20 protein-coding genes are annotated in these 21,155 nt (G+C 63.9%); 11 read left to right on the top strand and 9 right to left on the bottom strand.

Annotation, left to right across the window (positions count from 1 at the left end; all coding sequences use genetic code 11):
* Nucleotides 1–8: 8 nt before the first annotated feature.
* The 3 genes from L6637_RS20475 to L6637_RS20465 all read right to left on the bottom strand — a co-directional run bounded on the left by L6637_RS20475 (nucleotide 9) and on the right by L6637_RS20465 (nucleotide 2,834).
* On the bottom strand, nucleotides 9–917 hold the full coding sequence (locus L6637_RS20475; protein ID WP_237871882.1) for a hypothetical protein: 909 nt from the start codon (nucleotides 915–917) through the stop codon (nucleotides 9–11).
* Nucleotides 918–1,331: 414 nt separating this feature from the next.
* Entirely contained in the window at nucleotides 1,332–1,535 is a 204-nt protein-coding gene (locus L6637_RS20470; protein ID WP_377803032.1) for a hypothetical protein, read from the bottom strand.
* Between the two features lie 27 nt (nucleotides 1,536–1,562).
* Complete coding sequence (locus tag L6637_RS20465) at nucleotides 1,563–2,834, bottom strand: MFS transporter (protein WP_237871881.1); 1,272 nt, start codon at nucleotides 2,832–2,834, stop codon at nucleotides 1,563–1,565.
* A 256-nt stretch (nucleotides 2,835–3,090) separates the two neighbouring features.
* Between L6637_RS20465 and L6637_RS20460 the strand changes: the two genes are divergently transcribed.
* From L6637_RS20460 to ptsN, 8 genes are all read left to right on the top strand, one after another.
* Nucleotides 3,091–4,416 (top strand): UbiA family prenyltransferase, encoded by a 1,326-nt coding sequence (locus tag L6637_RS20460; RefSeq protein WP_237871879.1) that lies wholly within the window; start codon nucleotides 3,091–3,093, stop codon nucleotides 4,414–4,416.
* 100 nt (nucleotides 4,417–4,516) lie between these two features.
* A complete protein-coding gene (locus L6637_RS20455) occupies nucleotides 4,517–5,131 on the top strand; it encodes a ribonuclease D (protein ID WP_237860766.1) in 615 nt (204 codons plus the stop codon).
* A gap of 153 nt (nucleotides 5,132–5,284) precedes the next feature.
* On the top strand, nucleotides 5,285–6,010 hold the full coding sequence (gene lptC, locus L6637_RS20450; protein ID WP_237871877.1) for an LPS export ABC transporter periplasmic protein LptC: 726 nt from the start codon (nucleotides 5,285–5,287) through the stop codon (nucleotides 6,008–6,010).
* Between the two features lie 5 nt (nucleotides 6,011–6,015).
* Entirely contained in the window at nucleotides 6,016–6,735 is a 720-nt protein-coding gene (locus L6637_RS20445) for an LptA/OstA family protein (protein ID WP_237860763.1), read from the top strand.
* 237 nt (nucleotides 6,736–6,972) lie between these two features.
* Nucleotides 6,973–7,986 (top strand): LPS export ABC transporter ATP-binding protein, encoded by a 1,014-nt coding sequence (gene lptB, locus L6637_RS20440; RefSeq protein WP_237860761.1) that lies wholly within the window; start codon nucleotides 6,973–6,975, stop codon nucleotides 7,984–7,986.
* A gap of 90 nt (nucleotides 7,987–8,076) precedes the next feature.
* Nucleotides 8,077–9,702 (top strand): RNA polymerase factor sigma-54, encoded by a 1,626-nt coding sequence (gene rpoN / locus L6637_RS20435; protein WP_237860757.1) that lies wholly within the window; start codon nucleotides 8,077–8,079, stop codon nucleotides 9,700–9,702.
* Nucleotides 9,703–9,786: 84 nt separating this feature from the next.
* Nucleotides 9,787–10,386, top strand: a complete 600-nt coding sequence (hpf, locus tag L6637_RS20430; RefSeq protein ID WP_237860755.1) for a ribosome hibernation-promoting factor, HPF/YfiA family — start codon at nucleotides 9,787–9,789, stop codon at nucleotides 10,384–10,386.
* 224 nt (nucleotides 10,387–10,610) lie between these two features.
* A complete protein-coding gene (gene ptsN / locus L6637_RS20425) occupies nucleotides 10,611–11,072 on the top strand; it encodes a PTS IIA-like nitrogen regulatory protein PtsN (RefSeq protein WP_008141251.1) in 462 nt (153 codons plus the stop codon).
* A 15-nt stretch (nucleotides 11,073–11,087) separates the two neighbouring features.
* Here the strand turns inward: ptsN and L6637_RS20420 are convergent, their stop codons facing one another.
* Nucleotides 11,088–11,726: a TetR/AcrR family transcriptional regulator gene (locus tag L6637_RS20420; RefSeq protein WP_237860753.1), complete on the bottom strand. Its 639-nt coding sequence runs from the start codon at nucleotides 11,724–11,726 to the stop codon at nucleotides 11,088–11,090.
* Nucleotides 11,727–12,004: 278 nt separating this feature from the next.
* Between L6637_RS20420 and L6637_RS20415 the strand changes: the two genes are divergently transcribed.
* From L6637_RS20415 to L6637_RS20405, 3 genes are all read left to right on the top strand, one after another.
* Nucleotides 12,005–12,808, top strand: coding sequence for an SDR family NAD(P)-dependent oxidoreductase (locus L6637_RS20415; protein ID WP_237871875.1), 804 nt, complete (start codon nucleotides 12,005–12,007; stop codon nucleotides 12,806–12,808).
* A 37-nt stretch (nucleotides 12,809–12,845) separates the two neighbouring features.
* Complete coding sequence (locus tag L6637_RS20410; protein WP_237871873.1) at nucleotides 12,846–13,976, top strand: DUF5938 domain-containing protein; 1,131 nt, start codon at nucleotides 12,846–12,848, stop codon at nucleotides 13,974–13,976.
* A gap of 204 nt (nucleotides 13,977–14,180) precedes the next feature.
* Complete coding sequence (locus tag L6637_RS20405; protein WP_237871871.1) at nucleotides 14,181–15,719, top strand: acyl-CoA synthetase; 1,539 nt, start codon at nucleotides 14,181–14,183, stop codon at nucleotides 15,717–15,719.
* A 30-nt stretch (nucleotides 15,720–15,749) separates the two neighbouring features.
* Here L6637_RS20405 and L6637_RS20400 read toward each other — a convergent pair whose 3' ends face one another.
* The 5 genes from L6637_RS20400 to L6637_RS20380 form a co-directional block, all read right to left on the bottom strand.
* Nucleotides 15,750–16,682: an FAD binding domain-containing protein gene (locus L6637_RS20400; RefSeq protein WP_237871869.1), complete on the bottom strand. Its 933-nt coding sequence runs from the start codon at nucleotides 16,680–16,682 to the stop codon at nucleotides 15,750–15,752.
* On the bottom strand, nucleotides 16,679–19,366 hold the full coding sequence (locus L6637_RS20395; protein WP_237871867.1) for a molybdopterin-dependent oxidoreductase: 2,688 nt from the start codon (nucleotides 19,364–19,366) through the stop codon (nucleotides 16,679–16,681). The genes L6637_RS20400 and L6637_RS20395 overlap by 4 nt, the downstream gene beginning before the upstream one ends.
* Complete coding sequence (locus L6637_RS20390) at nucleotides 19,363–20,004, bottom strand: TetR/AcrR family transcriptional regulator (protein ID WP_237871865.1); 642 nt, start codon at nucleotides 20,002–20,004, stop codon at nucleotides 19,363–19,365. The genes L6637_RS20395 and L6637_RS20390 overlap by 4 nt, the downstream gene beginning before the upstream one ends.
* A gap of 217 nt (nucleotides 20,005–20,221) precedes the next feature.
* On the bottom strand, nucleotides 20,222–20,494 hold the full coding sequence (locus L6637_RS20385) for a BQ00720 family protein (RefSeq protein ID WP_128948788.1): 273 nt from the start codon (nucleotides 20,492–20,494) through the stop codon (nucleotides 20,222–20,224).
* A gap of 51 nt (nucleotides 20,495–20,545) precedes the next feature.
* Nucleotides 20,546–20,971 carry an Hsp20 family protein gene (locus L6637_RS20380; protein WP_212235616.1) on the bottom strand — a complete coding sequence of 142 codons (426 nt, stop codon included), beginning with the start codon at nucleotides 20,969–20,971 and terminating at the stop codon, nucleotides 20,546–20,548.
* Nucleotides 20,972–21,155: the final 184 nt, after the last annotated feature.

Below are 21,155 nucleotides of genomic sequence, written 5' to 3'. Positions count from 1 at the left end.
TTCACGCCCTAATATGTGACGCGTCGAGCCGCGAAGGTGACCAAATAAGGGTTCTTCGCTCGCAGGTAATCCAAGTAGTTGTGGAGAGTTGAGGACAGATTCGTTTGCGGCGCAACCGCGATGCCTTCGTCGTCGCTTGGAAATACTGCTATCGCGATATCGTCTATGTCAGGGTCTCTGAAGAACAGTCTTGACTTCAATTCGCGAAAAAACTCGAGCTGCTTGTCAACCGTCTCCTGAGTCAATTCGCGGAAGCATCGATGAATAGTGGATAGGGACTCCACATATTCGCGGACCATCGGTTTTAACTCTAGCGTGTCGGGCCCTTGTTGCAGCTCTTGGAGTGTCTTCGGAGGATGGAATCGTGGGTTCTGCGCCAACTCGGAAACACTGATCGAAGGATTGAAGCTGTGCTCGGAATGTTTGAAATCGGGGCTTCGACGAAGTCCAACCGTGAAGCCGTGGACCGGCAAAGCAAAGTGCTGCGCATGGTTCCTTATCGCTTCCAGCGCTCGATAGCTCGCAAAGGTGTCGAACTGTCGACTTTTCTCTCGATGCAACTGAGGGCCCGTCTCAGCGTCGCCGGTTATTGCAGTGGCGTGGCGCTCAGCAGAATCCAGATAAAGCCGCACCGAAGAAAGGAAGTTCGATAGTTTTCGTGCTGTGGTATTGCGGGGCACTTGAAACTGAACGTCATCTCCCGTTCGGATGGAAAGAAGAGATTGAAATGCTTGACCCAGCATGAACTCTTCAAGTTCGCGATAGTTTTCTATTACGCCGTCGTATTTCTCCTCCGCGTCAAGCGCATGAAGCAGGGTCTGCACAGCTTTGAGGGCACCTTCGTACTCCTCCTTTGTGATTTCGAGAGGTTCGCCGGTACCAAGTATCATCTGTCCCAGGTAGTAACGTTCAGCCATCGGTGCTCGCGCTCCCGAATTCCGTAGTGTTCGCGGAGCATATCGTTACTGCCTTGGCTTTCACGCTTCGCGTCCTCCCTTTGGCGCGGTTGATACGAACCCTATACGATTGCGCCCAACGGCTTATCTCCGCTTCGAATAAGACGGCCAAGCTCGGGCAACAAGCTAGATCGACGAGCGCGACATCGATTCGGGTTCCTTTAACTTTGCTCGAATGCTGCGCTGGCCATCAATTTGCCGACCGTCATGTTCAAACCTTTGGAACCGCGACGGCCTAGAATAAAGCTAACTGCTGGCAACAAAAATTATACTGTCTAATCACTGCTATCGGCTCGAGAATCTGCATTCCTTTCCTGGGCATCATTTCAGGTTGGTGCGACCGTTATTCTGCGGGCGCCATCCGTGCGGACACCCCTAGTCCTGCGGGCTGTTTAGCGAAGATCGTACGCGGTTGGCCCTGTCGGCCAGGTTCGCTTCCAGCCGGTCAGATACTTCGGAACTCGGCTTTGTTCGACCCGCCTCGGCGTCATCGAGCCCGCGCGTGATTGCCGCGTCTAGCGGAGCCAGTTTTGTAGCAATGCTTTCAGAAGCTTCACCAGAATCCTCATCTATCGTCATGCTGCTTCTCCATCGGAGCCTTGCCCCTCACACCACACTCCTTCCCGCCCGCTTCGCCACCCCCTTCTGCACAAAATACATCGCCACCAGAGTGATGATCGTGGTCGTGACGACGACGTAGCCGATCCGCTCGAAATGCAGCAGCGAGCCATCTGCTTGCTGTGAGATGATCGCCGCCGCGAGCACCGAGCCGAGGCCGCCGGAGAGCTGCTGCAGCGAGGCGCTGATCGCGCTGAACGAGCCGCGCTGGGTGGGATCGGGGATCGCCGATATGATCGCTTGCGACGGGATCATGCGCGAGAAGATGCCGACGAACATCAGCACATTGACGGTGATCGCGGTCACCAGCGAGACGTGGCCGAGATGGGTGTAGATCAGCACCATCAGCACGGTCATCGCGCAGCCGAACACGAAGGTCGGGTATTTGCCGAAATTGTCGGCCGCGCGACCGACCAGCGGTCCGGTGACGATGCTGAACAGGCCGGAGACCAGGTAGATCGTCGGCAGATGCACGATGTCGATGCCGATATTGTTCACGGTGAAGGCGCTGGAATAGGGCATCAGCATGTAGCCGCCCGTCGCCAGCAACGTCGTGACCGCGAAGGCCAGCGTGTAGCGCGGCTCGCTGACCGTCGCCACCAGATGGTGGAACGGGTTGCGGTCCTGCTTCAGCTTCAGATGCGCATCGACCGGCTCCATCGCGAAGGCGATGACGGCGATCGAGAGGATCGACAGGCCGACGATCGCAAAGAAGCAGACATGCCAGCTCCAGTGATTGGCGAGGAACAGGCCGGCGGGAACGCCGAGCACCTGGCTCGCGGCGAACGCGGTCTGGACAAATCCCATCACGCGGCCGCGCAACTGCAGAGGAAACAAATCGGTGACGATGGCGAGCACGATCGAGCCGATCACGCCGCCGAACAAGCCGGTCACGATGCGGCCGAGCAGCAGCACATGATAATTCTGCGCCAGCGCGCACAGCAGAGTCCCGAGCGTGAAGCCGGCATAGAAGAACAGCAGCAGGCGCTTGCGGTCGAAGCGATCGGCAAAGCCGGCGGCGAGGATGCCCGACAATCCGGCGCTGAACGCGTAGGCCGACACTGCGACGCCGAATTGCCCGGCCGTGATGTTGAGCGAGGGCATCATGATGGCGCCGAGCGGCGACATGATGATGAAGTCGAGAATGATCGTGAACTGCGCAAAGGCGAGCAGCGCCACCAGAAGCGACTGGTAGCGCGAGAAGCCGCGCTGGCGTTCATGCTGATCGTCGATCGGCGCGGCGAGCGTCTGGTCTGTCATGGCACCTGATGCGTGTGAGAAACCGGGCTCAGATAGGGTGGGCGCCGCCGATTTCCACGGGCGCAGGCCTCAGGTTCCGCTGGTATATCCAGCGTGCGCCGGATTGTGGGATCCCTGCAACAGCCGGCAGCCCGGCCCCTTTGCCGGCAGGGTTAAGCCGCCCTTAGCCAATGCCGCCTAGGCTCGCGGCCGTCCTTTTCCCGCTCCCCGCCAGCCCTTGGGTCGGTCGTGTCGCGGTAAGTCAGAGCGTTTTCGGATGGAGCAACCTGCCTGGCAGTACGATCGGAGTGAGGCCGCGCCGCAGGCGACGGCGGCACCGGCTCGTACCCTCGTCATCGATCTCGAAGGCGCCCTGCTACGCTCGGAATTGCTGATGGAGGCGCTGTTCTCCAGCCCCGCCCGCATGCTGGCCCGTTTCGGCGCGCGCGGACGTCCGGGCATGGCGGCACTCACGGAGGTTTTGGCACGCGCCGAGCTCGACTACGCCCACCTTCCCTATGATGCCGATGTGCTGAACCGGGCGCTGGCGGCGCGGGCGCGGGGCGCGAAGGTCTTTCTGGTCGCGGGCCGCTTTGCCGACCAGGCGGCCGGCATTTCGGCGCATCTCGGGTTCGACGGTGTCGTGACCCCGGCTGCTCTCGCGGCCGGTGACAATCTGCCATTCGACCGCGCCGCGATCGAGCGCATCGACCACGTCACCAGCGATCGCGCCAGCCTCCGAACCTGGGCGAAGGCGCTGCGCCTCTATCAATACGCCAAGAACACGTTGGTGTTCGTGCCCGTTCTCACCGCGCATCAGGTGAACGTCGCAACGCTCGGCACCACGCTGCTGGCATTCCTGGCATTCTCGGCCTGTGCGTCGGGCGCCTATCTGATGAACGATCTGCTCGACCTCGCCGCCGATCGCCAGCATCCGACCAAGCGCCACCGTGCGCTGGCTGCGGGTGACCTCCAGATCTCGTCGGCGCTGTCGGCGATTCCCGTGCTGTGGCTGTTCGCCTTCGGTGCGAGCCTTTGCATCTCCTTGACCTTCCTCGGCGTGCTCGTCGCCTATCTCGTCACCACCATCGCCTATTCGCTGGTGCTCAAGCGCAAGATGCTGGTCGACGTCGTCACGCTCGCCGGCCTCTATTGCCTGCGCATCGTCGCCGGCGCCGTCGCCGCCGGCGTCGTGCTGTCGGAATGGCTGATGGTGTTCTCGCTGTTCGTGTTCACCTCGCTGGCGCTGATCAAGCGTTTCAGCGAGCTCAGCATGCGCCAGGGCGAGGGCCTTGCCGATCCCTCCAACCGCGACTATCGCATCAGCGATCTGCACATCATCGCCGCGATGGCAGCGGCGAGCGCGATGAATGCGGTGACGGTGTTTGCGCTCTACGTCTCGTCCTCGGCGGTGACGCCGCTCTATAGCCGCCCCTGGATGCTGTGGCTGCTCGCCCCGCTGCTGCTCTACTGGTTCGGCCGGGCCCTGATGATCGCGCATCGCCGCGAGATGCCTGATGATCCCATCATCTACGCTTTCCGTGACGGCGCCAGCCGCGCCACGGTCGCGGCGATGGTCTGCATCATGCTGGCGGCGATCTGAGCCGTTGCTGCTTGCGCGGCCTGTCCCTAATGGCTAAATCGCGGACCATCCGATTAGCCTATGCTGCCGACCGACGATTCGATTGAGGGTTTGAAACGCCATGACCGTACGCCTGCATCGCGGTGACCTGCCGGACCTCTCCCGCTACACCTCGGCGGTGGCGATCGACACCGAGACCATGGGCCTCAACCCGCATCGCGACCGGCTCTGCGTGGTTCAGCTCTCGCCGGGCGACGGCAGCGCCGACGTGGTGCAAATACCCAAGGGGCACACCGACGCGCCGAATTTGAAGGCCCTGCTGGCCAATCCTGCGATCACGAAGATCTTCCATTTCGCCCGGTTCGACGTCGCGGTGCTGTACCAGACCTTCGGCGTGATGACCGGGCCGATCTACTGCACCAAGATCGCCTCCCGCCTGACCCGCACCTATACCGACCGCCATGGCCTCAAGGACCTCGTCCGCGAGGTGCTCAATGTCGATCTCTCCAAGCAGCAGCAATCCAGCGACTGGGGTTCCGACAGCCTGACCGAGCCGCAGCTGGCTTACGCTGCCTCCGACGTGCTGCACCTGCACGCCCTGCGCGAGCGGCTGGATGCCATGCTGGTCCGGGAGGGCCGCACTGCACTGGCAAAAGCCTGTTTCGACTTCCTGCCGACCCGGGCCCTGCTCGACCTCCAGGGCTGGGAGGAAGAGGACATTTTCGCCCATTCCTGAACATCTTAGCGGCCGCTAGGTTACGGTTGCCGCCCCGTTTCGGACACTTTCGTACCGGTTTGTCGCGGGCTGCATATTCCAGCGGTCGCGGGTACAATGGGGCGCCCTCGATTGGAGCCTTCTGACCAGGCAAGCGATGCCTCCGGAGCAGCGGTGAATTCGGCCCAGTTTCCCACCTACGACGCCGCGCTTGCGGCGAAGTTTGCCAGCGCGGCGCGCCACAGTCGCCTCGTGCGGATTCTGCGCATCGCCGTGCCGGTGACGGTGGTTCTGGCCATGGCCTCGATCGTCGCGGTCTCGACCTTCCTCAACCCCTTCAGCATGATCCCCATCAAGGTCGATTCCGGAAACCTCGTGGTGACAGGCACCAAGATCACGATGGAGTCGCCGCACATGTCCGGCTTCACGACGGACCAGCGGCCGTATGAGCTCTGGGCCAAGACGGCGACGCAGGACATCACCGATCCAGACCATGTCGATCTCGCCGATCTGCGCTCGAAGGTGCTGATGGAAGACCAGTCGACCGTGTTCCTGGATGCCCGCACCGGCCGCTTCGACAACAAGCAGCAGCAGCTCGATTTGCACAAGGATGTCTTCGTGCGCACCTCGACCGGCTACGAGGCGCGGCTGAACTCGGCCTTCGTCGACATGAACAAGGGCACGGTCTCCTCGGACGAGCATGTCGACGTCAAATTGACCAATGGCACGCTGACCGCCGACAAGCTGCGCATCACGGAAGGCGGCGATGTCATCCGCTTCGAAGGCAATGTGGTGATGCATCTGGACAAGATCAGCACGGGCGATGCGCCCGTCGAGCAGCCGGCGCCGCCACCACCACCGCCGGCGAAGTCGAAGAACAAATCTGCGAACTCAAAGTGATTTTCATGATTGATGTTTTCCCGCGCAACGACATCAAGCGTCGCGCCATCATTGCAGCTTCTGCGCTGATCATCGCGACAGGCGCAGCCGTTGCGCAGAGCACGATGCAAGGTGTGCCCAACGCGATGCAGGGCTTTTCGCAGAATCGCGATCAGCCGATCCAGATCGAGGCCGCCGCGCTCGAAATGCGCGACAAAAAGAAGGAAGCAACCTTCTCCGGCAATGTGAAGGTCGTGCAGGGCGACACCACCATGACCTCGAAGACGCTGGTGGTGTTCTACGAATCCAGCAGCGACAAGCAGCCAGCGCCGCAGGCCGCGCCCGTCAAGGGCGCGAAGGCGGCGCCGCCGATACAGTCGGCGACGCCGGGGCCCGGCGGCGCCTCCTCGATCAAGCGGCTGGAAGCGCGTGGCAATGTCGTCGTCACCCAGAAGGACCAGGTGGTGACAGGCGAGACCGCCGTGTTCGACACCAAGACCAACCTGATCACCATGCTAGGTGGGTCTGGTGGCCAGGTGGTGCTGACCCAGTGCCAGAATGTGCTGCGCGGCGACCGCCTCAAGGTCGACATGACCACCGGCGTCTCCCGGGTGGAATCCGACAGCGGCAAGGTGCAGGGTCTGTTCATCCAGTCCCAGGGCGGCTCGGACGGGAAATGCGGGACGCCCGCAACGCCTGGCTCGGGCCCGGCGATGCCGTCGCTGATCCCCGGTAAACCAAAGTAAATCAATAGCTTATATAATAATTTGCGGCCGCCAGGTTGAAGCCGGCCCGACAAGATTGTATCTACCCCACGGGCTTTCGAAGCGGGGTTCGCCGCTTTTCGGGCGTGTTTCACTGGGCATGAGACATCCCTTCACTCATGCTGTGCTGTGCCGGCGAATCGCTGGGGCCGGTGCAGCAGATCGCGAGATCACGCACGATCGTCGTGCAAGATTGTCGTGAAAGGCTAGAAGGCGGGGATGGTCGATCTTTTCAGCATGTTCCGACGGCGCCCCGCCAAGCGCGGCCGGCCAGGATTTGCCCGTCAGGACATCACCGCGCTCGGCGACAGCGTCGGCGGGCTCATGCCGAGCCCTGTCAGGGATGCGCCGCCGATCGCGCGTGAGCAGCCCATGCACGCCTCGGATCCCTATGGCGTCGAGGCCCCGCCGCGGCCAAGGCCGGCGGCGGCCCCGCCTCCCCAGGCCAGATCCAGTGCGAAGTCCAATGCCAGGACCAACGGCACGGGCGGGCCGCAACTGTTGCGGCGACCCGGCTTCCTGGCTGTGCATAGCGTGGAAAAGAGTTTTGGCAGCCGCCAGGTCGTGCGCGGCGTCAGCATCTATGTGCGCCGCGGCGAAGCCGTCGGGCTGCTCGGTCCGAACGGCGCCGGCAAGACCACCGTGTTCTACATGATCACCGGCCTGATCAAGGCCGATCGCGGCGCGATCGAGCTCGATGGCCACGATGTCACGAAGCTGCCGATGTATCAGCGCGCGCGGCTCGGCATCGGCTATCTGCCGCAGGAAGCCTCGATCTTCCGCGGCCTCACCGTCGAGCAGAACATCCGCGCCGTGCTCGAGGTCGTCGAGCCTTCGCGCAAGAAGCGCGAGCAGCAGCTCGACTCGCTGCTCGACGAATTCAACATCACGCGCCTGCGAAAATCACCGTCGATCGCGCTGTCGGGCGGTGAGCGCCGCCGCGTCGAGATCGCGCGCGCGCTCGCAACGCGTCCGAACTACATGCTGCTCGACGAGCCCTTCGCGGGCATCGATCCGATTGCGGTGGGCGACATTCAGGACCTCGTCCGCCACCTCACCAATCGCGGCATCGGCGTCCTGATCACCGACCACAATGTCCGCGAGACGCTCGGCCTCACCGATCGCGCCTATATCGTCTATGCCGGCGAAATCCTGACGGAGGGAAGCCCGGACGAGATCGTCGCGGATCCGGATGTCCGTCGCCTTTACCTTGGCGAGGAATTCCGCCTCTAGCCCTTTTTTCCGTCTAGTCAAGCCGTGTACATCGGGTCGGGACTAAGATAAGCAAGAATCGGACCAATTTTCGGGAACGGTTCTTGTTAGATGGCGCTTTCGCAGAGATTAGAGTTCCGGCAATCGCAGTCGCTGGTCATGACGCCGCAGCTGATGCAGGCGATCAAGCTGCTGCAACTGTCGAATCTCGATCTCACCACCTTCGTGGAGGAGGAACTCGAGCGTAACCCTCTGCTGGAGCGGGCCAACGACGAGGGCGGCGGCGAAGCTCCGACTGAACCCGGCCAGTTCAGTGACCATGATGGCGACGATTCAGGCAATCAGGGCGCCGACGACGGCTTTGGCGGCAGTGGCGAGGCCTTCGAGCCTGGCCAGGAAGAATGGATGAGCAAGGATCTCGGCTCCCGCGCCGAGATCGAGCAGACCCTGGATACGGGCCTGGACAACGTCTTCTCCGAGGAGCCCGCCGAGGCGGCCGCACGCAACGCCCAGGACGCTGCGCCGACCACCTACACCGAATGGGGCGGCGGCGCCTCGGGCGACGAGGACTACAATCTTGAAGCCTTCGTCGCGGCAGAGATGACGCTGTCCGACCATCTCGCCGAGCAGCTGTCGGTGGCCTTCACTGGCGCGGCCCAGCGCATGATCGGGCAGTATTTGATCGACCTCGTCGACGAAGCCGGCTATCTGCCGCCCGATCTTGGCGGCGCGGCCGAGCGGCTTGGCGCAACGCAAGAAGACGTCGAGGGCGTTCTTGCCGTGCTGCAAAAATTCGATCCGCCCGGCGTCTGTGCGCGATCCCTGAGCGAGTGCCTTGCGATCCAGCTCCGCGAGCTCGACCGCTACGATCCGGCGATGCAGGCGCTCGTCGAGCATCTCGATCTCCTCGCAAAGCGCGACATCGTGTCCTTGCGCAAGCTTTGCGGCGTCGACGACGAGGACATCGCCGACATGATCGGCGAGATCAGGCGGCTCAATCCCAAGCCCGGCATGAAGTTCGGCTCGGCGCGGCTTCAGGCCATGGTGCCTGATGTCTATGTCCGCCCGGGTCCTGACGGCGGCTGGCATGTCGAGCTCAACAGCGACACCCTGCCGCGCGTGCTGGTCAACCAGACCTATTACTCCGAGCTGTCGAAGAAGATCGGCAAGGATGGCGACAAGTCGTATTTCACGGATGCACTGCAGAACGCGACGTGGCTGGTGCGCGCTCTCGACCAGCGCGCCCGCACCATCCTGAAAGTCGCCACCGAGATCGTGCGCCAGCAGGACGGCTTCTTCACCCATGGCGTCGCGCATCTGCGGCCGCTGAATCTGAAGGCGGTGGCCGACGCCATCCAGATGCACGAATCCACGGTGTCGCGCGTCACCGCCAACAAATACATGGCGACAAATCGCGGCACATTCGAATTGAAATATTTCTTCACGGCCTCGATCGCCTCGGCTGACGGCGGTGAGGCGCATTCGGCCGAAGCCGTGCGTCACCACATCAAGCAGCTGATTGATTCGGAAGTGCCGGCCGCGATCCTGTCGGATGATACCATCGTGGAACGCTTGCGCGCCTCGGGCATTGATATTGCCCGCCGCACGGTCGCGAAGTACCGCGAAGCCATGCGCATTCCGTCCTCGGTGCAACGCCGTCGCGACAAGCAGAGCGCTCTTGGTAACGTCCTTTCCACCGCAATGTCCGATCGTTCCCGCAACACCGAACCGGCCTGATTGCGCTGGCGCGAAATCGCGCTACTCTCTTCCCCCCATCGCGACCGATCCAAGCTAGGCCAATTGAACCAAGCGAGGCATCACATGACTCTTCGGATCTCGGGCAAGAGCGTTAGCGTCGGTGAGGCCCTTCGCGGCCGCGTCACCGACCGGACCGAAGAGGTCCTGCGTAAATATTTCGACGGCAATTATTCCGGCCACATCACGCTCAGCAAGGACGGCCTCGGCTTCCGCACCGACTGTGCGCTGCATCTCGATTCCGGGATTACGCTGGAAGCCGATTCGAACGCGCAGGACGCCTATGCCAGCGCCGACCAGGCGCTGATCATGATCGAGAAGCGCCTCAAGCGTTACAAGAGCCGGCTCAAGGACCGTTCGGCCCGCAAGGCCCATGTCGCCTCCGCGGCGCTGGCCGCGATGGACGCCACCGCCTACGTGCTCGAGGCCCCCGGCGAGGGCGACGACGAGGACGAGGTCACCGGCTATAGCCCCGTGATCATCGCCGAGGCCACGACGTCGCTGAAGCAGATGTCGGTCAGCGAAGCTGTCATGGAACTCGACCTCAGCGGGGCACCCTGCCTGGTATTCCAGCATGGGTCCTCCGGCCGGGTGAACATCATCTACCGCCGGGCCGACGGCAATGTCGGCTGGATCGACCCGCCAGGCACCAAATCGGGGGGTTAGACCGGTGTCCGGGGCAACCCCGTATCAACCACAGGTCTTAACAATGACCGTTGCAAAGCCGCACGCGGGAGTTGGCACCGGGATTGCGTTGGAGTAGAAGCGCCCCACATCAGGACCGGGGCTAAGTCCTCCTCCTGCTTGACCTTCTTGACGCCGGTCGGGCTCGATCTGATCGAGACGGCCAATTCGGAACCTGACGGTTTAATTCACTCCGGAACACTTCCATGCCGATTACCGATCTGGTCGCTCCCGAGGCGATTCTCCCGGCATTGAAGGTCAACAGCAAGAAGCAGGCGCTCCAGGAGCTCGCGGCCAAGGCTGCGGAACTGACCGGACAAAACGAACGCTCGGTGTTCGAGGTGCTGCTCCAGCGCGAGAAGCTCGGCACCACCGCGGTCGGCTACGGCGTCGCCATTCCTCACGGCAAGCTGCCCAAGCTCGAGAAGATCTTTGGCCTGTTCGCCCGGCTCGATCGTCCGATCGATTTCGAGGCAATGGACGGCCAGCCGGTCGATCTCGTGTTCCTGCTGCTCGCACCCGAAGGCGCCGGCGCCGATCATCTGAAGGCGCTCGCCCGCATCGCCCGCCTGCTGCGTGATCAGGACATCGCCAAGAAGCTGCGCGCCTCGCGCGACGCCCAGGCGATCTATTCGGTGCTGGCCCTGCCGCCGGCGACCGCGGCGTAACGCCTCGCATTCGCCTCAGCACACCGTCGGCAGCAGGCGCCGGACTTCGTCGAGCAGTTCGGGGACAGCCGCCTTGTCACCCGCGAGGTGCTTGAGCAGCGCACTCTGAAACAGACCGTCGAACAGCGCATAGAGCGCGGCTGGCGACGACGCCGGCCGCTTGCGGCCGAATTCGGCGTAGCGCGAGGCGATGCGCCAGATCATCGCTTCCAGGCTCTTGTCGATCTCGAGCACGTCCTTGCGGAACGCCGCCTCGAACATCGCCTGCGAGCGCAAATCGTACCAGAGCCGGTGCATGCGGGCTTCGTTTTGCAGCGTGGCTGCGAGCTTGGCGAGAAAACCTTCCGTCAATTCGTCACGGCTCGTTGCCGTCGCGACGACCTCGTCATACCGCGTCACGCACTTCGCCTTGTAGTGGCGCACGCAGCAGCAGATCAGGTCGAGCTTGTCGCTGAAATAATAGTGGAACACGCCGTGCGTGAAGGCCGAGTTCTGCGCGATCTCGCGCAGGCTGGTGCGCGCGAAGCCGAGCTCGCCCAGGGTTTCGAGCGCGGCCTCGGCAAGCTCGATGCGCCGCGCGTTGAACTTCTCGTCGCGCAGCACCTCGGCCGCATCAGCCACACGCCGGGCCGCTCCCGTCACCTGCCGCGCCATCGCGTCCCTTCCTCAGACCCCGTTCTTTCAACGACTTATACCGCGTTATCAGCGGAATCGCTCCATCCCCCTCACAACCACTTCCCTTGACAACTGTCAAATTGGTTCTTGACAAGTGTCAAGATTCTGGCGGAGGTTCGCACCAAGAATTTGGACAGTCGTCAAGACGTCCGACCATGGAGGAACGCTTCGCTGGGCGCGGCCAAATGGCCAGCGCCCAACGACCTGGTGCGCGCATAGCGCCCCACGATCAATCACCAGCAACGGAGGAGTGCGTCATGAGTGGGAAGAGCCTTGCGGGCAGGAAAGCCCTGGTCACCGGCGGTGCGAGGGGAATCGGCGCGGCGATCGCGCAGGCACTGGCCCAAGCCGGCGCCTCGATCATGATCGCAGACATTCTGGAGGAGGCCGGCCGCGCCAGCGCAGCCGCAATCGCCAAGGAAGATGTCGCGACGGGCTTCGCCCAGCTCGACGTCACCGATGACGCGCAATGGGAGCGGGCGGTGGCCAAGACTGTCGCCACCCTCGGCGGCTATGACATCCTGATCAACAACGCCGGCATCGAGATCACGTCGCTGATCTCGGAGGTCAGGGCCGAGGACGCGCGGCGGATGTGCGACGTCAACATCGTCGGCACCGTGCTCGGCATGAAGCACGCCTTCCGCGCGATGCGGCCTGGCGGGCCGGCCGGCAAGGGTGGCGCTGTCGTCAACATCGCCTCCGTCGCGGCGACGATCGCCTTCCCGAGCATCGCGGTCTATTCCGGCACGAAGTCCGCGGTCGACCGCATGACGCGGGTCGGCGCGATGGAAGCCGGCAAGCTCGGCTTCGGCGTGCGCGTCAACTGCATCTATCCCGGCCTGATTCCGACCGACATGGGCATGCAGCTCGCCAACGACATCGTCAAGATCGGACTCGCGCCCGACGTCAACGCCGCGGTCGGCTCGGTGGTGGAGCAGACGCCACTCGGCAAGCTCGCGGAGGTCGGCGACATCGCCAATGCCGCGGTGTTCCTGTGCTCGAACGAGGCGCGCTTCATCACCGGCATCGGACTGCCGGTCGATGGCGGCATGGGCATGTGAACTGCAAACCTGACAACAAACATTTCGGAGGAACGCTATGAGTGCGAAGAAGCCCGTCATCGTCTATGGCGCGTCCGGCTACACCGGCCGGCTGGTCTGCGAATATTTGCGCGAATACAACATCCCCTTCGTTGCGGCCGGTCGCAGCGCCGAGAAGCTCAACGCCGCGATGAAGGCGAACGTGGCCGGCATCGAGACCGCCGACTACGAGGTGGTGGAAGTGCCGCACACCGTGAGCGCGCTGACGGAATTGTTCAACGGCGCCTCGGTGGTGCTCAATACCGTGGGCCCCTTCGCCAAGTTCGGCGGCGAGGTGGTGCAGGCCTGTTGGGCGTCCCGATGCCACTACACCGACACCACAGGCGAGCAGGATTGGCTGATCACGCTCGAGCAGGAATGGGGCACCAAATTCGCCAATGCCGGCCTCCTGTTGGCGCCGGGCATCGCGCAGATGTACACCACCGGTGAGATCGCAGCCCAACTGTGCCTGGAGACGCCTGGCCTCGACACGCTTGATATCGCCGTGTTCTGGGGCGGCAGCCCGACCATCGCCTCGACCCAGACCATTCTGGTCAACGCCGCGATGGCCAAGGCCTACTATCTGGAGCAGAACAAATATGTCGAGCATCAACCCGATGCCGGCCTCTACAACCTCGCCATCCCCGGCCAGCACGAGCTGGCGCTGGCGTTGCCCTGGGGCGGCACCTCGCATCCCGTCTGGTTCAAGCGCGATCCGCGCGTGGCCAATGTGAAGGTGCTCGGCGGCGTGTTCAATCGTGGACTGATGCTGGGCGTGCCGCAGATCGTCGCCGCAGCGCTGGACGCGACCAAGGACATGAACCCCGACGACCGCTACGCCGCGTTGGCGCAGACCGCCGCCGGCGTGATGAACACCATGCCGCCGCGCGAGAACCCGCGCGTCAACAAGTCGCTGGATTCGGTGTATGCCTCTGGCCCGCTGGGGCGCGCGCACTGCGTCATCAACGGCAACAGCAACTACAAGCAGACTGGAATGCTGCAGGCCTATGCCGCCGCCCACCTGCTGCAGCAGCCGCCCAAGCGCGTCGGCTTCGCCTCCGGCTGCCAGGCCTTCGGCCATCACGAGCTGCTCGGGCAGTTGCGCAGTTTCGGTCTGGTCAGCAAGCCTGTTCTGACCGTGCACGATTAGGGGACATGGCGGCGACGGCGATCCTTCTTTACCTCTCCCCATCGGGGAGAGGTCGATTTGCGCAGCAAATCGGGTGAGGGGCCGCGGCTCAACGCGAGACCGTAACCCCTCACCCGGCGCTGCGCGCCGACCTCTCCCAAGGGAGAGGTGGATCTACGACGCGGCGCGACTCTAACCTGACCTCTACATGCTTCGGGGGCGACCATGCGCTTCATCGACTATCTCGACAAGGGCGCCTCGCTCGGCGCCGATGCGCCGTGCCTGACCATGGACGGGCGCGACCTCAGCTATCGCGAGGTGCAGCAGCTGAGCTATCGCGTCGCGCGCGGGCTCGATCGATCGGGCATCGCGCCCGGCGAGAAGGTCGCGATCCTCTCTGGCAACGATCCGGTCGCGTTTGCGTGCGTGTTCGGGATTTCCCGCGCCGGCGCGGTCTGGTGCCCGATCAATCCCCGCAACGAGGCGGCCGAAAACCGCATCATCCTCGATCAGTTCGACTGCAGCCTGCTGCTGTTTCATTCGAGCTTCACGCCGATGGTTGAGGCGATGCGAGCAGCGCTGCCGAAGCTGCGCGTCCTCGTCTGCCTCGATGCCGAGCTGCCCTTCGCGCCCTCGTTCGCGAGCTGGCTCGCCGGCCTCACCGAGGATCCCTATCAACGCGAGACGGTCGACGATCTCGCGATGATTCCCGGTACCGGCGGCACCACAGGCAAGCCGAAGGGGGTCATGTTGTCGGGCCGCAACATCGAGACCATGACGGCGCTGACGCTGATGGGCTATCCCTTCAGGGGACGTCCGGTCTATCTCGCGCTGGCGCCGCTGACCCACGCGGCCGGTGTGCTGTGTTTCCCGATCATGACGCTCGGTGGTCGCATCGTGATCATGCATCACCCCGATATCGCCGAATTCCTCGATCTGATCGCGCGCTACCGTGTCACGCACACCTTCCTGCCGCCGACCGTGATCTACATGCTGCTCGATCATCCCAAGCTCGACTCCGCCAACCTCGAATCGCTGCAATGCTTCTGGTACGGCGCGGCGCCGATCTCGGCCGCCCGGCTCGCGGAAGCGCTCCAGCGCATCGGGCCGATGGCGCAACTGTTCGGCCAGACCGAGGCGCCGATGATGATCTCGATGATGGCGCCTAGTGAGCATTACAACGCCGACGGCACCATCGCGATGCAGCGTCTCGCTTCGGCCGGGCGGATCAGCCCGCTGGTGCAGGCCGGGATCATGGATGGCGACGGCAATCTGCTGCCATCGGGCGCGCGCGGCGAGATCGTGGTCCGCGGCTCGCTGGTGATGGAGGGTTACTACAAGAATCCGGAGGCCACGGCGGAGGCCTCCGCGCATGGCTGGCACCACACCGGCGACATCGGCTACATCGACGACGACGGCTACCTCTATATCGTCGATCGCGCCAAGGACATGATCATATCAGGCGGGTTCAACGTCTACTCGATCGAGGTCGAGAACGCGCTGCGGGCGCATGAGGCCGTGCAGGATTGCGCCGTGATTGGCCTTCCGGACGAGAAATGGGGCGAGCGGATCGTCGCCGTGGTGCAGCCTCGCGCCGGCCAGAGCGTCGATGCGACGGCGCTGGCGGCCTTCGTCAAGCAGCAGATCGGCAGCGTCAAGACACCGAAGCAGATCGAAGTCTGGGACGATCTGCCGCGCTCCAAGGTCGGCAAGGTGCTGAAGCCTGACATCCGCGCGCGGCTTGCGGGTCGCTCAGGCGGCTAGAGCGTGATGGGGTGCCGCCTGCGCGACCAGCTAATCCAAAAGCCGCTCCAGCACATCGCGCATCAGCCCTTGCAGAAGATCGAGCTTGTAGCCCGTCATCGGCAATGGTTTGGCGCCCGAGGTCGCCGCTTTCGCTGCATCTGCGATCGATGCCGCATTGGCAATCTTGCCATGAAGCGCGACTTCCGCGGCGGCGAGGCGAAGCGGCACGGGCGCGACGCCGCCGGCAGCGAGACGCACGAGCTGGAACTTGCCGTCGGCGATCACGACGCGGGTGCAGAGCTCCACCAGCGGCCATTCCGCATAGGTCCGGCTGATCGCGCGCTTGTAGGAAGCGCGCTCGCCCTCGAGCGGAGCAGGAAGCGCAATGCTCTTGATCATCTCGCCTGCCGCGAGCGTATGATCGGCGTGCGAGACCGAGCCGTCGCCGAGCAGGCCGGCAATCGTCAATCCGCTGCGCCGGTCCGTGGTGATGGTCGCATCATAAGCGAGCAGAGCCGCCGCCATGGTCGAGGGATGCGGCGCGACGCAAGGCCCGAGATCGAAGGCAACGCCATAGAGATGATTGCCAGACCGGGCAGGGCAGGTACTGCCGCCTTTCTTCAGGCAATCGATGTCGGCCCGGCGGAAATACCAGCAGCGCGAACGCTGCGCGAGATTGCCGCCGAGCGTTGCAACCTGGCGCACCTGTGGCGTGGCGAGGCCTTGCGCGCTCGCCGCAATACCGGGATAGGCAGCGGCGATGCGTGCGTCCGTCGCGATCGTGGCGATGGTGGTCAACGCACCGATCTGGGCTGCTCCGTCGGCGTCCCAGGTGATCGCCTTGTCGCCGGTGGCCGAGATGTCGATCAGTAGTCCCTGCGACACGCCGCTGCGGCGGCGTTCGCTGAAGTCGGTGCCTCCGGCGCGGAATTCGGGCGTGGGCTTGGCAGTCGGCTCGGCAGTCATGACGGCGACGCTCATGCTGCATCCCTCCCTTTCAGCGCGGCCACCAGGCGATCCGGCCGGAACGGAATTTCGGTCAGTCTCACGCCGATCGCATCGCGGATGGCGTTGGCGATCGCGGGCGAGGTCGGCACGGTGGCGACTTCGCCGATGCCGACGCTGCCGCCCGGCACATGCTCGAAACCGGCCTCGTCGAAATGCACGTCCAGTTTCGGCATGTCGGCAATCCCCGGAATGCGGTAATCCTCCATGCTGCCGCTCAGGATGTGGCCGCTCGAAGGATCGGTCTCCCGCGTCTCATAGAGTGCGTAGCCGATGCCCTGGATCACCGCGCCTGCGGCCTGGCTTCGCGCCAGCGTCGGCGCGGCGAGCTTGCCGATCGCGAGGCCCGTATAGGCGTTGAGGACGCGCACATGGCCGAGCCAGGTATCGACCTCGACTTCCATCACCTGCACCGAGCTCGGCACGCCGGCGCCGACCACCATGTGGTTCATCAGGCGCAGCACCCAACCGAACACCCGGCCCATGAGGCCGGCCTCGTGCAGCGCGGGCCTCACGCCGGGCGGCGGCTTGCCGTCCTCCTGGCGTTTCGCCGACACGGCGATGTCGGGAGAAGCCGCGATCATCTCGCGCCACGGCGCGTTCGAGCCCGGAGCCGGTGTGCGAGACGCGGTGCGCTTGATTTCCGCTTTCAGCTTGTCGATGGCGAGCAACGTCGGCGGCACCACCGAGGCGGTGACGCGGCTGCCGCCGGACCCCGGTCCGGGCGGCAGGTTGGAGCGGCCGATACGAACTTCCACATCCTGCGGCTCGAGATCGAACGCTTTCGCGACGGTGTTCGCGATCACGCTACGCGTGCCTGTGCCGATATCCTGTACCGCGCAGCTTGCGACGAGGCGGCCGCCCTTGACCGCGAGCTCGACCGAGGAGCCGGTCTGCCAGAGATAGAGCCAGTAGCCGGTTGCGACGCCGACGCCGCGCCGGTAGCGGCCGGACTGCGAGGCGGCCGGCTTGCGGCTCTTCCAGACGTCGAGGCCGGCGGCCCAGTCGTACAATCGCTGGCGGTTGGGATCGGGGTCCCAGAGCTTGCGCAGCTGAATCGGATCGACCTTCATGCGCAGCGCCGCCTCGTCGATCGCCTGCTCCAGCGCAAACGACATCGGCGGACCGCCGGGGCCGCGGAACGGCGCGCCGGGCGGCAAATTGCTGAGCACGTCGAAGTCGACGAGCTCTTTTGCTTCGGCCGGATAGATCAGCCGCGCCAGGCCGGCGATCAGCGAGTTCACGGCGGCGCCGGTGTCGGCATGCGCGGTGAGCGACAGCGCCTTGAGGCGGCCTTCCGTCGAAGGCAGCAAGGACAGCTTCAGCTCGGCGGCCGGACGATAGCCGGCGACGGAAAGCTCCTCTTCGCGATCGAAGGCGACCCGCACCGGCGCCTTCGCGGCGCGCGCGAGCTCGATCGCGGCGATGGTCTCCAGCCCAACGCTGCCCTTGGAGCCGAACCCGCCGCCGACATGATCGGCGATCACACGCACCCTGTCGTGCGGAAGGCCGTAGCGCTTGGCGATCTTCTCCATGCTCTCGTGAATGGCCTGGGTCGAGATGTGCACGGTAAGCTGATCGCCATCGAACCTGGCCACGGCGGCATGTGGTTCGAGACTTGCGTGCTGTTGCGTCGAGACGCGGAAGGTTTCCTCGACTAGCAACGGATTGCGTTGCGCCCGCGCCTCGTCAAGCCAGCTCTTGGCCTGCTTGGCTTTCTGCGAGAACGGCGCCGAAGGCCCGCGCACGTTGCCCTTCCACGACACCGGAGCGCCGCCGGCGCCCTCGGACACGTTGCCGGCACGCTTGCGGTCCTTCTTTTCGAACACGACGGGCGCATCGTCGCGTCGCGCTGCATCGAGCCCGATCACCGCGGGAAAAGGCTCGGGCCTGAAGGTGATCGCGGCGATTGCCTTCAGTGCGGTGCGGCGATCCTTGGCCGCGACGGCTGCAATCGGCGCGCCGACGAAGCGGATCATGTTGTCATCGTCGAGCAGCGGAACGACCGCGGCAACACCGGCAATGGCGCGCGCCGGCGCCAGATCAAGCCGGGTGATCCTCGCATGCGCGACGTGCGCGCGCAGGATGACGCCTTCGAGCTGGCCGTCATGGTGGATGTCGACGGTGTAGCGGGCCAGTCCCGTCACCTTGTCGCGGGCTTCCAGCCGCGGCGCGATGGGATCGTTGCCGTCGAAGCGGCCCGAGCATGCTTCGGCGACGGCGCGATAGATGCCTTCATAGGCGCCGCAGCGGCAGAGATGCCCCGAGAGCGCGGCGGCGATCTCCTCGCGCGAGGGTGTCGCCGTGCCCCTGGTCGCGCGCCAGCTGTCATGGAAGGCGGTGGCTTCGACGACAAAGCCGGGCGTGCAGAAGCCGCATTGCAGGGCGTCGTGCGCCATGAACGCCTTCTGCACCGGATGCAATCCGGTGCTACCTATGCCCTCGATGGTCGTCAGCGATTTGTCGGCGGCCGCCTGCGCCGGCAACAGGCAGCTCACGACCGGCGTTCCGTCGAGCAGCACGGTGCAGGCGCCGCAGACGCCGGAGCCGCAGACGAGTTTGGTGCCGGTGAGGCCGCCATCGCGGATCACGTCGACCAGGAGCGCATCCGGATCGTCGGGTAACGCCAGAGGCCTTCCATTGATGGTCGTGGTGGTCATTTTCGAACTCCCGTTTTGCGTGGGGACTTCTTCGCGGACGGCGTCATCGCGCCGGCGATCAGCATGCGCAGCATGGTCTCGAGCTGTTTCAGGAACGCGTCGACCGGCTGCATGGACGGAAAAGCGGATTTGGTGCCGTGGACCGCCATCTCGACGCAGCGCGCGAGCTCGCGCACGGAGACGCCGCTTGCGAGCGTGAGCTTCTGCTTGCGGCAGACCCGCGCGATGGTCGTTGCGATCTCGTCGGCGAAACGGACGGAGTAGCCTTGGTAGAGGTCGCGCGCCTGCGCGAGATGTTCGGAAAACAGCTCCTCGCTATGTGGCGAATCCTTGAGCGAAGCGACCATGGTCTGCATCCGCGCACCGATCTCGGCGACAAGGATCTCCGCCAGTTCGAGGCCTTCCTCCTCGGCCGCCTTTGCTGCCTCGATCTCGGCGGCAAGCCCTTGCTCATAAAGCCGCTCGATCACGGCGCGGAACAGAGCCTCCTTGGAGGCGAAGTGATGGTAGAGCGCCTGACGCGTCAGCCCGGCTTCCTCGGCCGCCTGCTCGATCGACGAGCGCCGGAAACCGTGGCGGCCGAACACGCGCATGGCGGCGTCGAGGATGCGGTCCTGCGGAGGGGCCTTGGCCTGCATTTTGTCAGATTTGACAAATGTGAATGAAATGTCAAATCACGGATTGATGACGGTTTCGTGCGTGGGTCAGCCGAGGCCGCCCCCACATGCGGGCAGGGACATCGCCGAATTCCCGTTGGCTCGCGATAGCGATGCGAAAACATCACCTCGAAATGAAAACGGGCATGCCTTCCTGCGAAGGCATGCCCGCTAAAACTCTAGTCGCGCGAAGCGCGTGTCAGTGCACGCTGACGGCTTGCAGCTCGTTGCTCCAGGCGTTGGCGACCGCGGCTTCGCGGCTGTCGGTCAGCATGATCGGCGTGCCGTCGGCGGCGTGGAGCGCGAACAGCTTGAGGCCGGGCGCGATCTTCGGGGCTTCGGGGAACAGGCCGGGCACATCCTCGGAGCGGATCTGCTTCACATAGGCGATATGGCCTTCGCCGAGGTTTGCCAGCGTCTCGGGTGAGACGTTCTTGGCTTCGTATTCGAACGCAACGTGACCTTCACTCATGGTCTCGACTCCTCTCTCGAAACTAAGCGGTCGAGTCCGCTACTCGTTCCATTATTCGTGCTCATTGATAGCGATTGTCTTAACGATCCTCTCCGGTTCAGGCCGGGCCAGGTCGATCGACAACAACCCGTTCTTCAGATCCGCACCCAGCACCAGCATCCCCTCCGCCAGCACGAAGGTGCGCTGGAAGTGGCGCGCGGCGATGCCGCGATGGATGTATTGCCGGGTCTTGTCGTCCTGCTGCCGCCCGCGAATGACAAGCTGGTTTTCCTCAATGGTTACATCGAGTTGGTCGCGGGTGAAGCCGGCGACCGCCAGCGTGATGCGCAGACGCTCGGGCTGGTTGTCCGCGCCGCCGCACCTCTCGATATTGTAGGGAGGATAACCGTCGGCGCCTTTGACGACGCGATCGAGCACGCGCTCGATCTCGTCGAAGCCCAGAAGGAACGGACTGGAAAGCGTGGGAACACGAGACATAGTTTACAAAGTCCTCTCGAAGCGACTTTGGTGTTTCGGGGCCCGATCAAGGCACCCCTTGGTCAGCAATATGGGCATATCCCCGTGTGGGTTCAAGCACGTAGCAGGGGGTGTGGATTCACTGCTTGCGACGTCGGGGCGCGATGTGAATTTTTCGGGCGATTTATCCCAATGAAAACAGACC

Source organism: Bradyrhizobium zhengyangense, assembly GCF_022012435.1.
Classification (GTDB): Bacteria; Pseudomonadota; Alphaproteobacteria; order Rhizobiales; family Xanthobacteraceae; genus Bradyrhizobium; species Bradyrhizobium zhengyangense.
The sequence above is the reverse complement of the archived record's forward strand: the minus strand, read 5'-3'. Positions and strand labels throughout refer to the sequence as shown.

What these genes read in the sequence shown, in the direction of transcription:
- L6637_RS20390 (WP_237871865.1), bottom strand. Translation starts at nt 20,004, where the DNA reads ATGCAGGCCAAGGCCCCTCCGCAGGACCGCATCCTCGACGCCGCCATG.
- L6637_RS20445 (WP_237860763.1), top strand. Translation starts at nt 6,016, where the DNA reads ATGATTGATGTTTTCCCGCGCAACGACATCAAGCGTCGCGCCATCATT.
- L6637_RS20460 (WP_237871879.1), top strand. Translation starts at nt 3,091, where the DNA reads ATGGAGCAACCTGCCTGGCAGTACGATCGGAGTGAGGCCGCGCCGCAG.
- L6637_RS20420 (WP_237860753.1), bottom strand. Translation starts at nt 11,726, where the DNA reads ATGGCGCGGCAGGTGACGGGAGCGGCCCGGCGTGTGGCTGATGCGGCC.
- L6637_RS20415 (WP_237871875.1), top strand. Translation starts at nt 12,005, where the DNA reads ATGAGTGGGAAGAGCCTTGCGGGCAGGAAAGCCCTGGTCACCGGCGGT.
- L6637_RS20465 (WP_237871881.1), bottom strand. Translation starts at nt 2,834, where the DNA reads ATGACAGACCAGACGCTCGCCGCGCCGATCGACGATCAGCATGAACGC.
- L6637_RS20400 (WP_237871869.1), bottom strand. Translation starts at nt 16,682, where the DNA reads ATGAGCGTCGCCGTCATGACTGCCGAGCCGACTGCCAAGCCCACGCCC.
- L6637_RS20385 (WP_128948788.1), bottom strand. Translation starts at nt 20,494, where the DNA reads ATGAGTGAAGGTCACGTTGCGTTCGAATACGAAGCCAAGAACGTCTCA.
- L6637_RS20475 (WP_237871882.1), bottom strand. Translation starts at nt 917, where the DNA reads ATGGCTGAACGTTACTACCTGGGACAGATGATACTTGGTACCGGCGAA.
- L6637_RS20380 (WP_212235616.1), bottom strand. Translation starts at nt 20,971, where the DNA reads ATGTCTCGTGTTCCCACGCTTTCCAGTCCGTTCCTTCTGGGCTTCGAC.
- L6637_RS20410 (WP_237871873.1), top strand. Translation starts at nt 12,846, where the DNA reads ATGAGTGCGAAGAAGCCCGTCATCGTCTATGGCGCGTCCGGCTACACC.
- L6637_RS20405 (WP_237871871.1), top strand. Translation starts at nt 14,181, where the DNA reads ATGCGCTTCATCGACTATCTCGACAAGGGCGCCTCGCTCGGCGCCGAT.
- L6637_RS20470 (WP_377803032.1), bottom strand. Translation starts at nt 1,535, where the DNA reads ATGACGATAGATGAGGATTCTGGTGAAGCTTCTGAAAGCATTGCTACA.
- L6637_RS20455 (WP_237860766.1), top strand. Translation starts at nt 4,517, where the DNA reads ATGACCGTACGCCTGCATCGCGGTGACCTGCCGGACCTCTCCCGCTAC.
- hpf (WP_237860755.1), top strand. Translation starts at nt 9,787, where the DNA reads ATGACTCTTCGGATCTCGGGCAAGAGCGTTAGCGTCGGTGAGGCCCTT.
- ptsN (WP_008141251.1), top strand. Translation starts at nt 10,611, where the DNA reads ATGCCGATTACCGATCTGGTCGCTCCCGAGGCGATTCTCCCGGCATTG.
- lptB (WP_237860761.1), top strand. Translation starts at nt 6,973, where the DNA reads ATGGTCGATCTTTTCAGCATGTTCCGACGGCGCCCCGCCAAGCGCGGC.
- L6637_RS20395 (WP_237871867.1), bottom strand. Translation starts at nt 19,366, where the DNA reads ATGACCACCACGACCATCAATGGAAGGCCTCTGGCGTTACCCGACGAT.
- rpoN (WP_237860757.1), top strand. Translation starts at nt 8,077, where the DNA reads ATGGCGCTTTCGCAGAGATTAGAGTTCCGGCAATCGCAGTCGCTGGTC.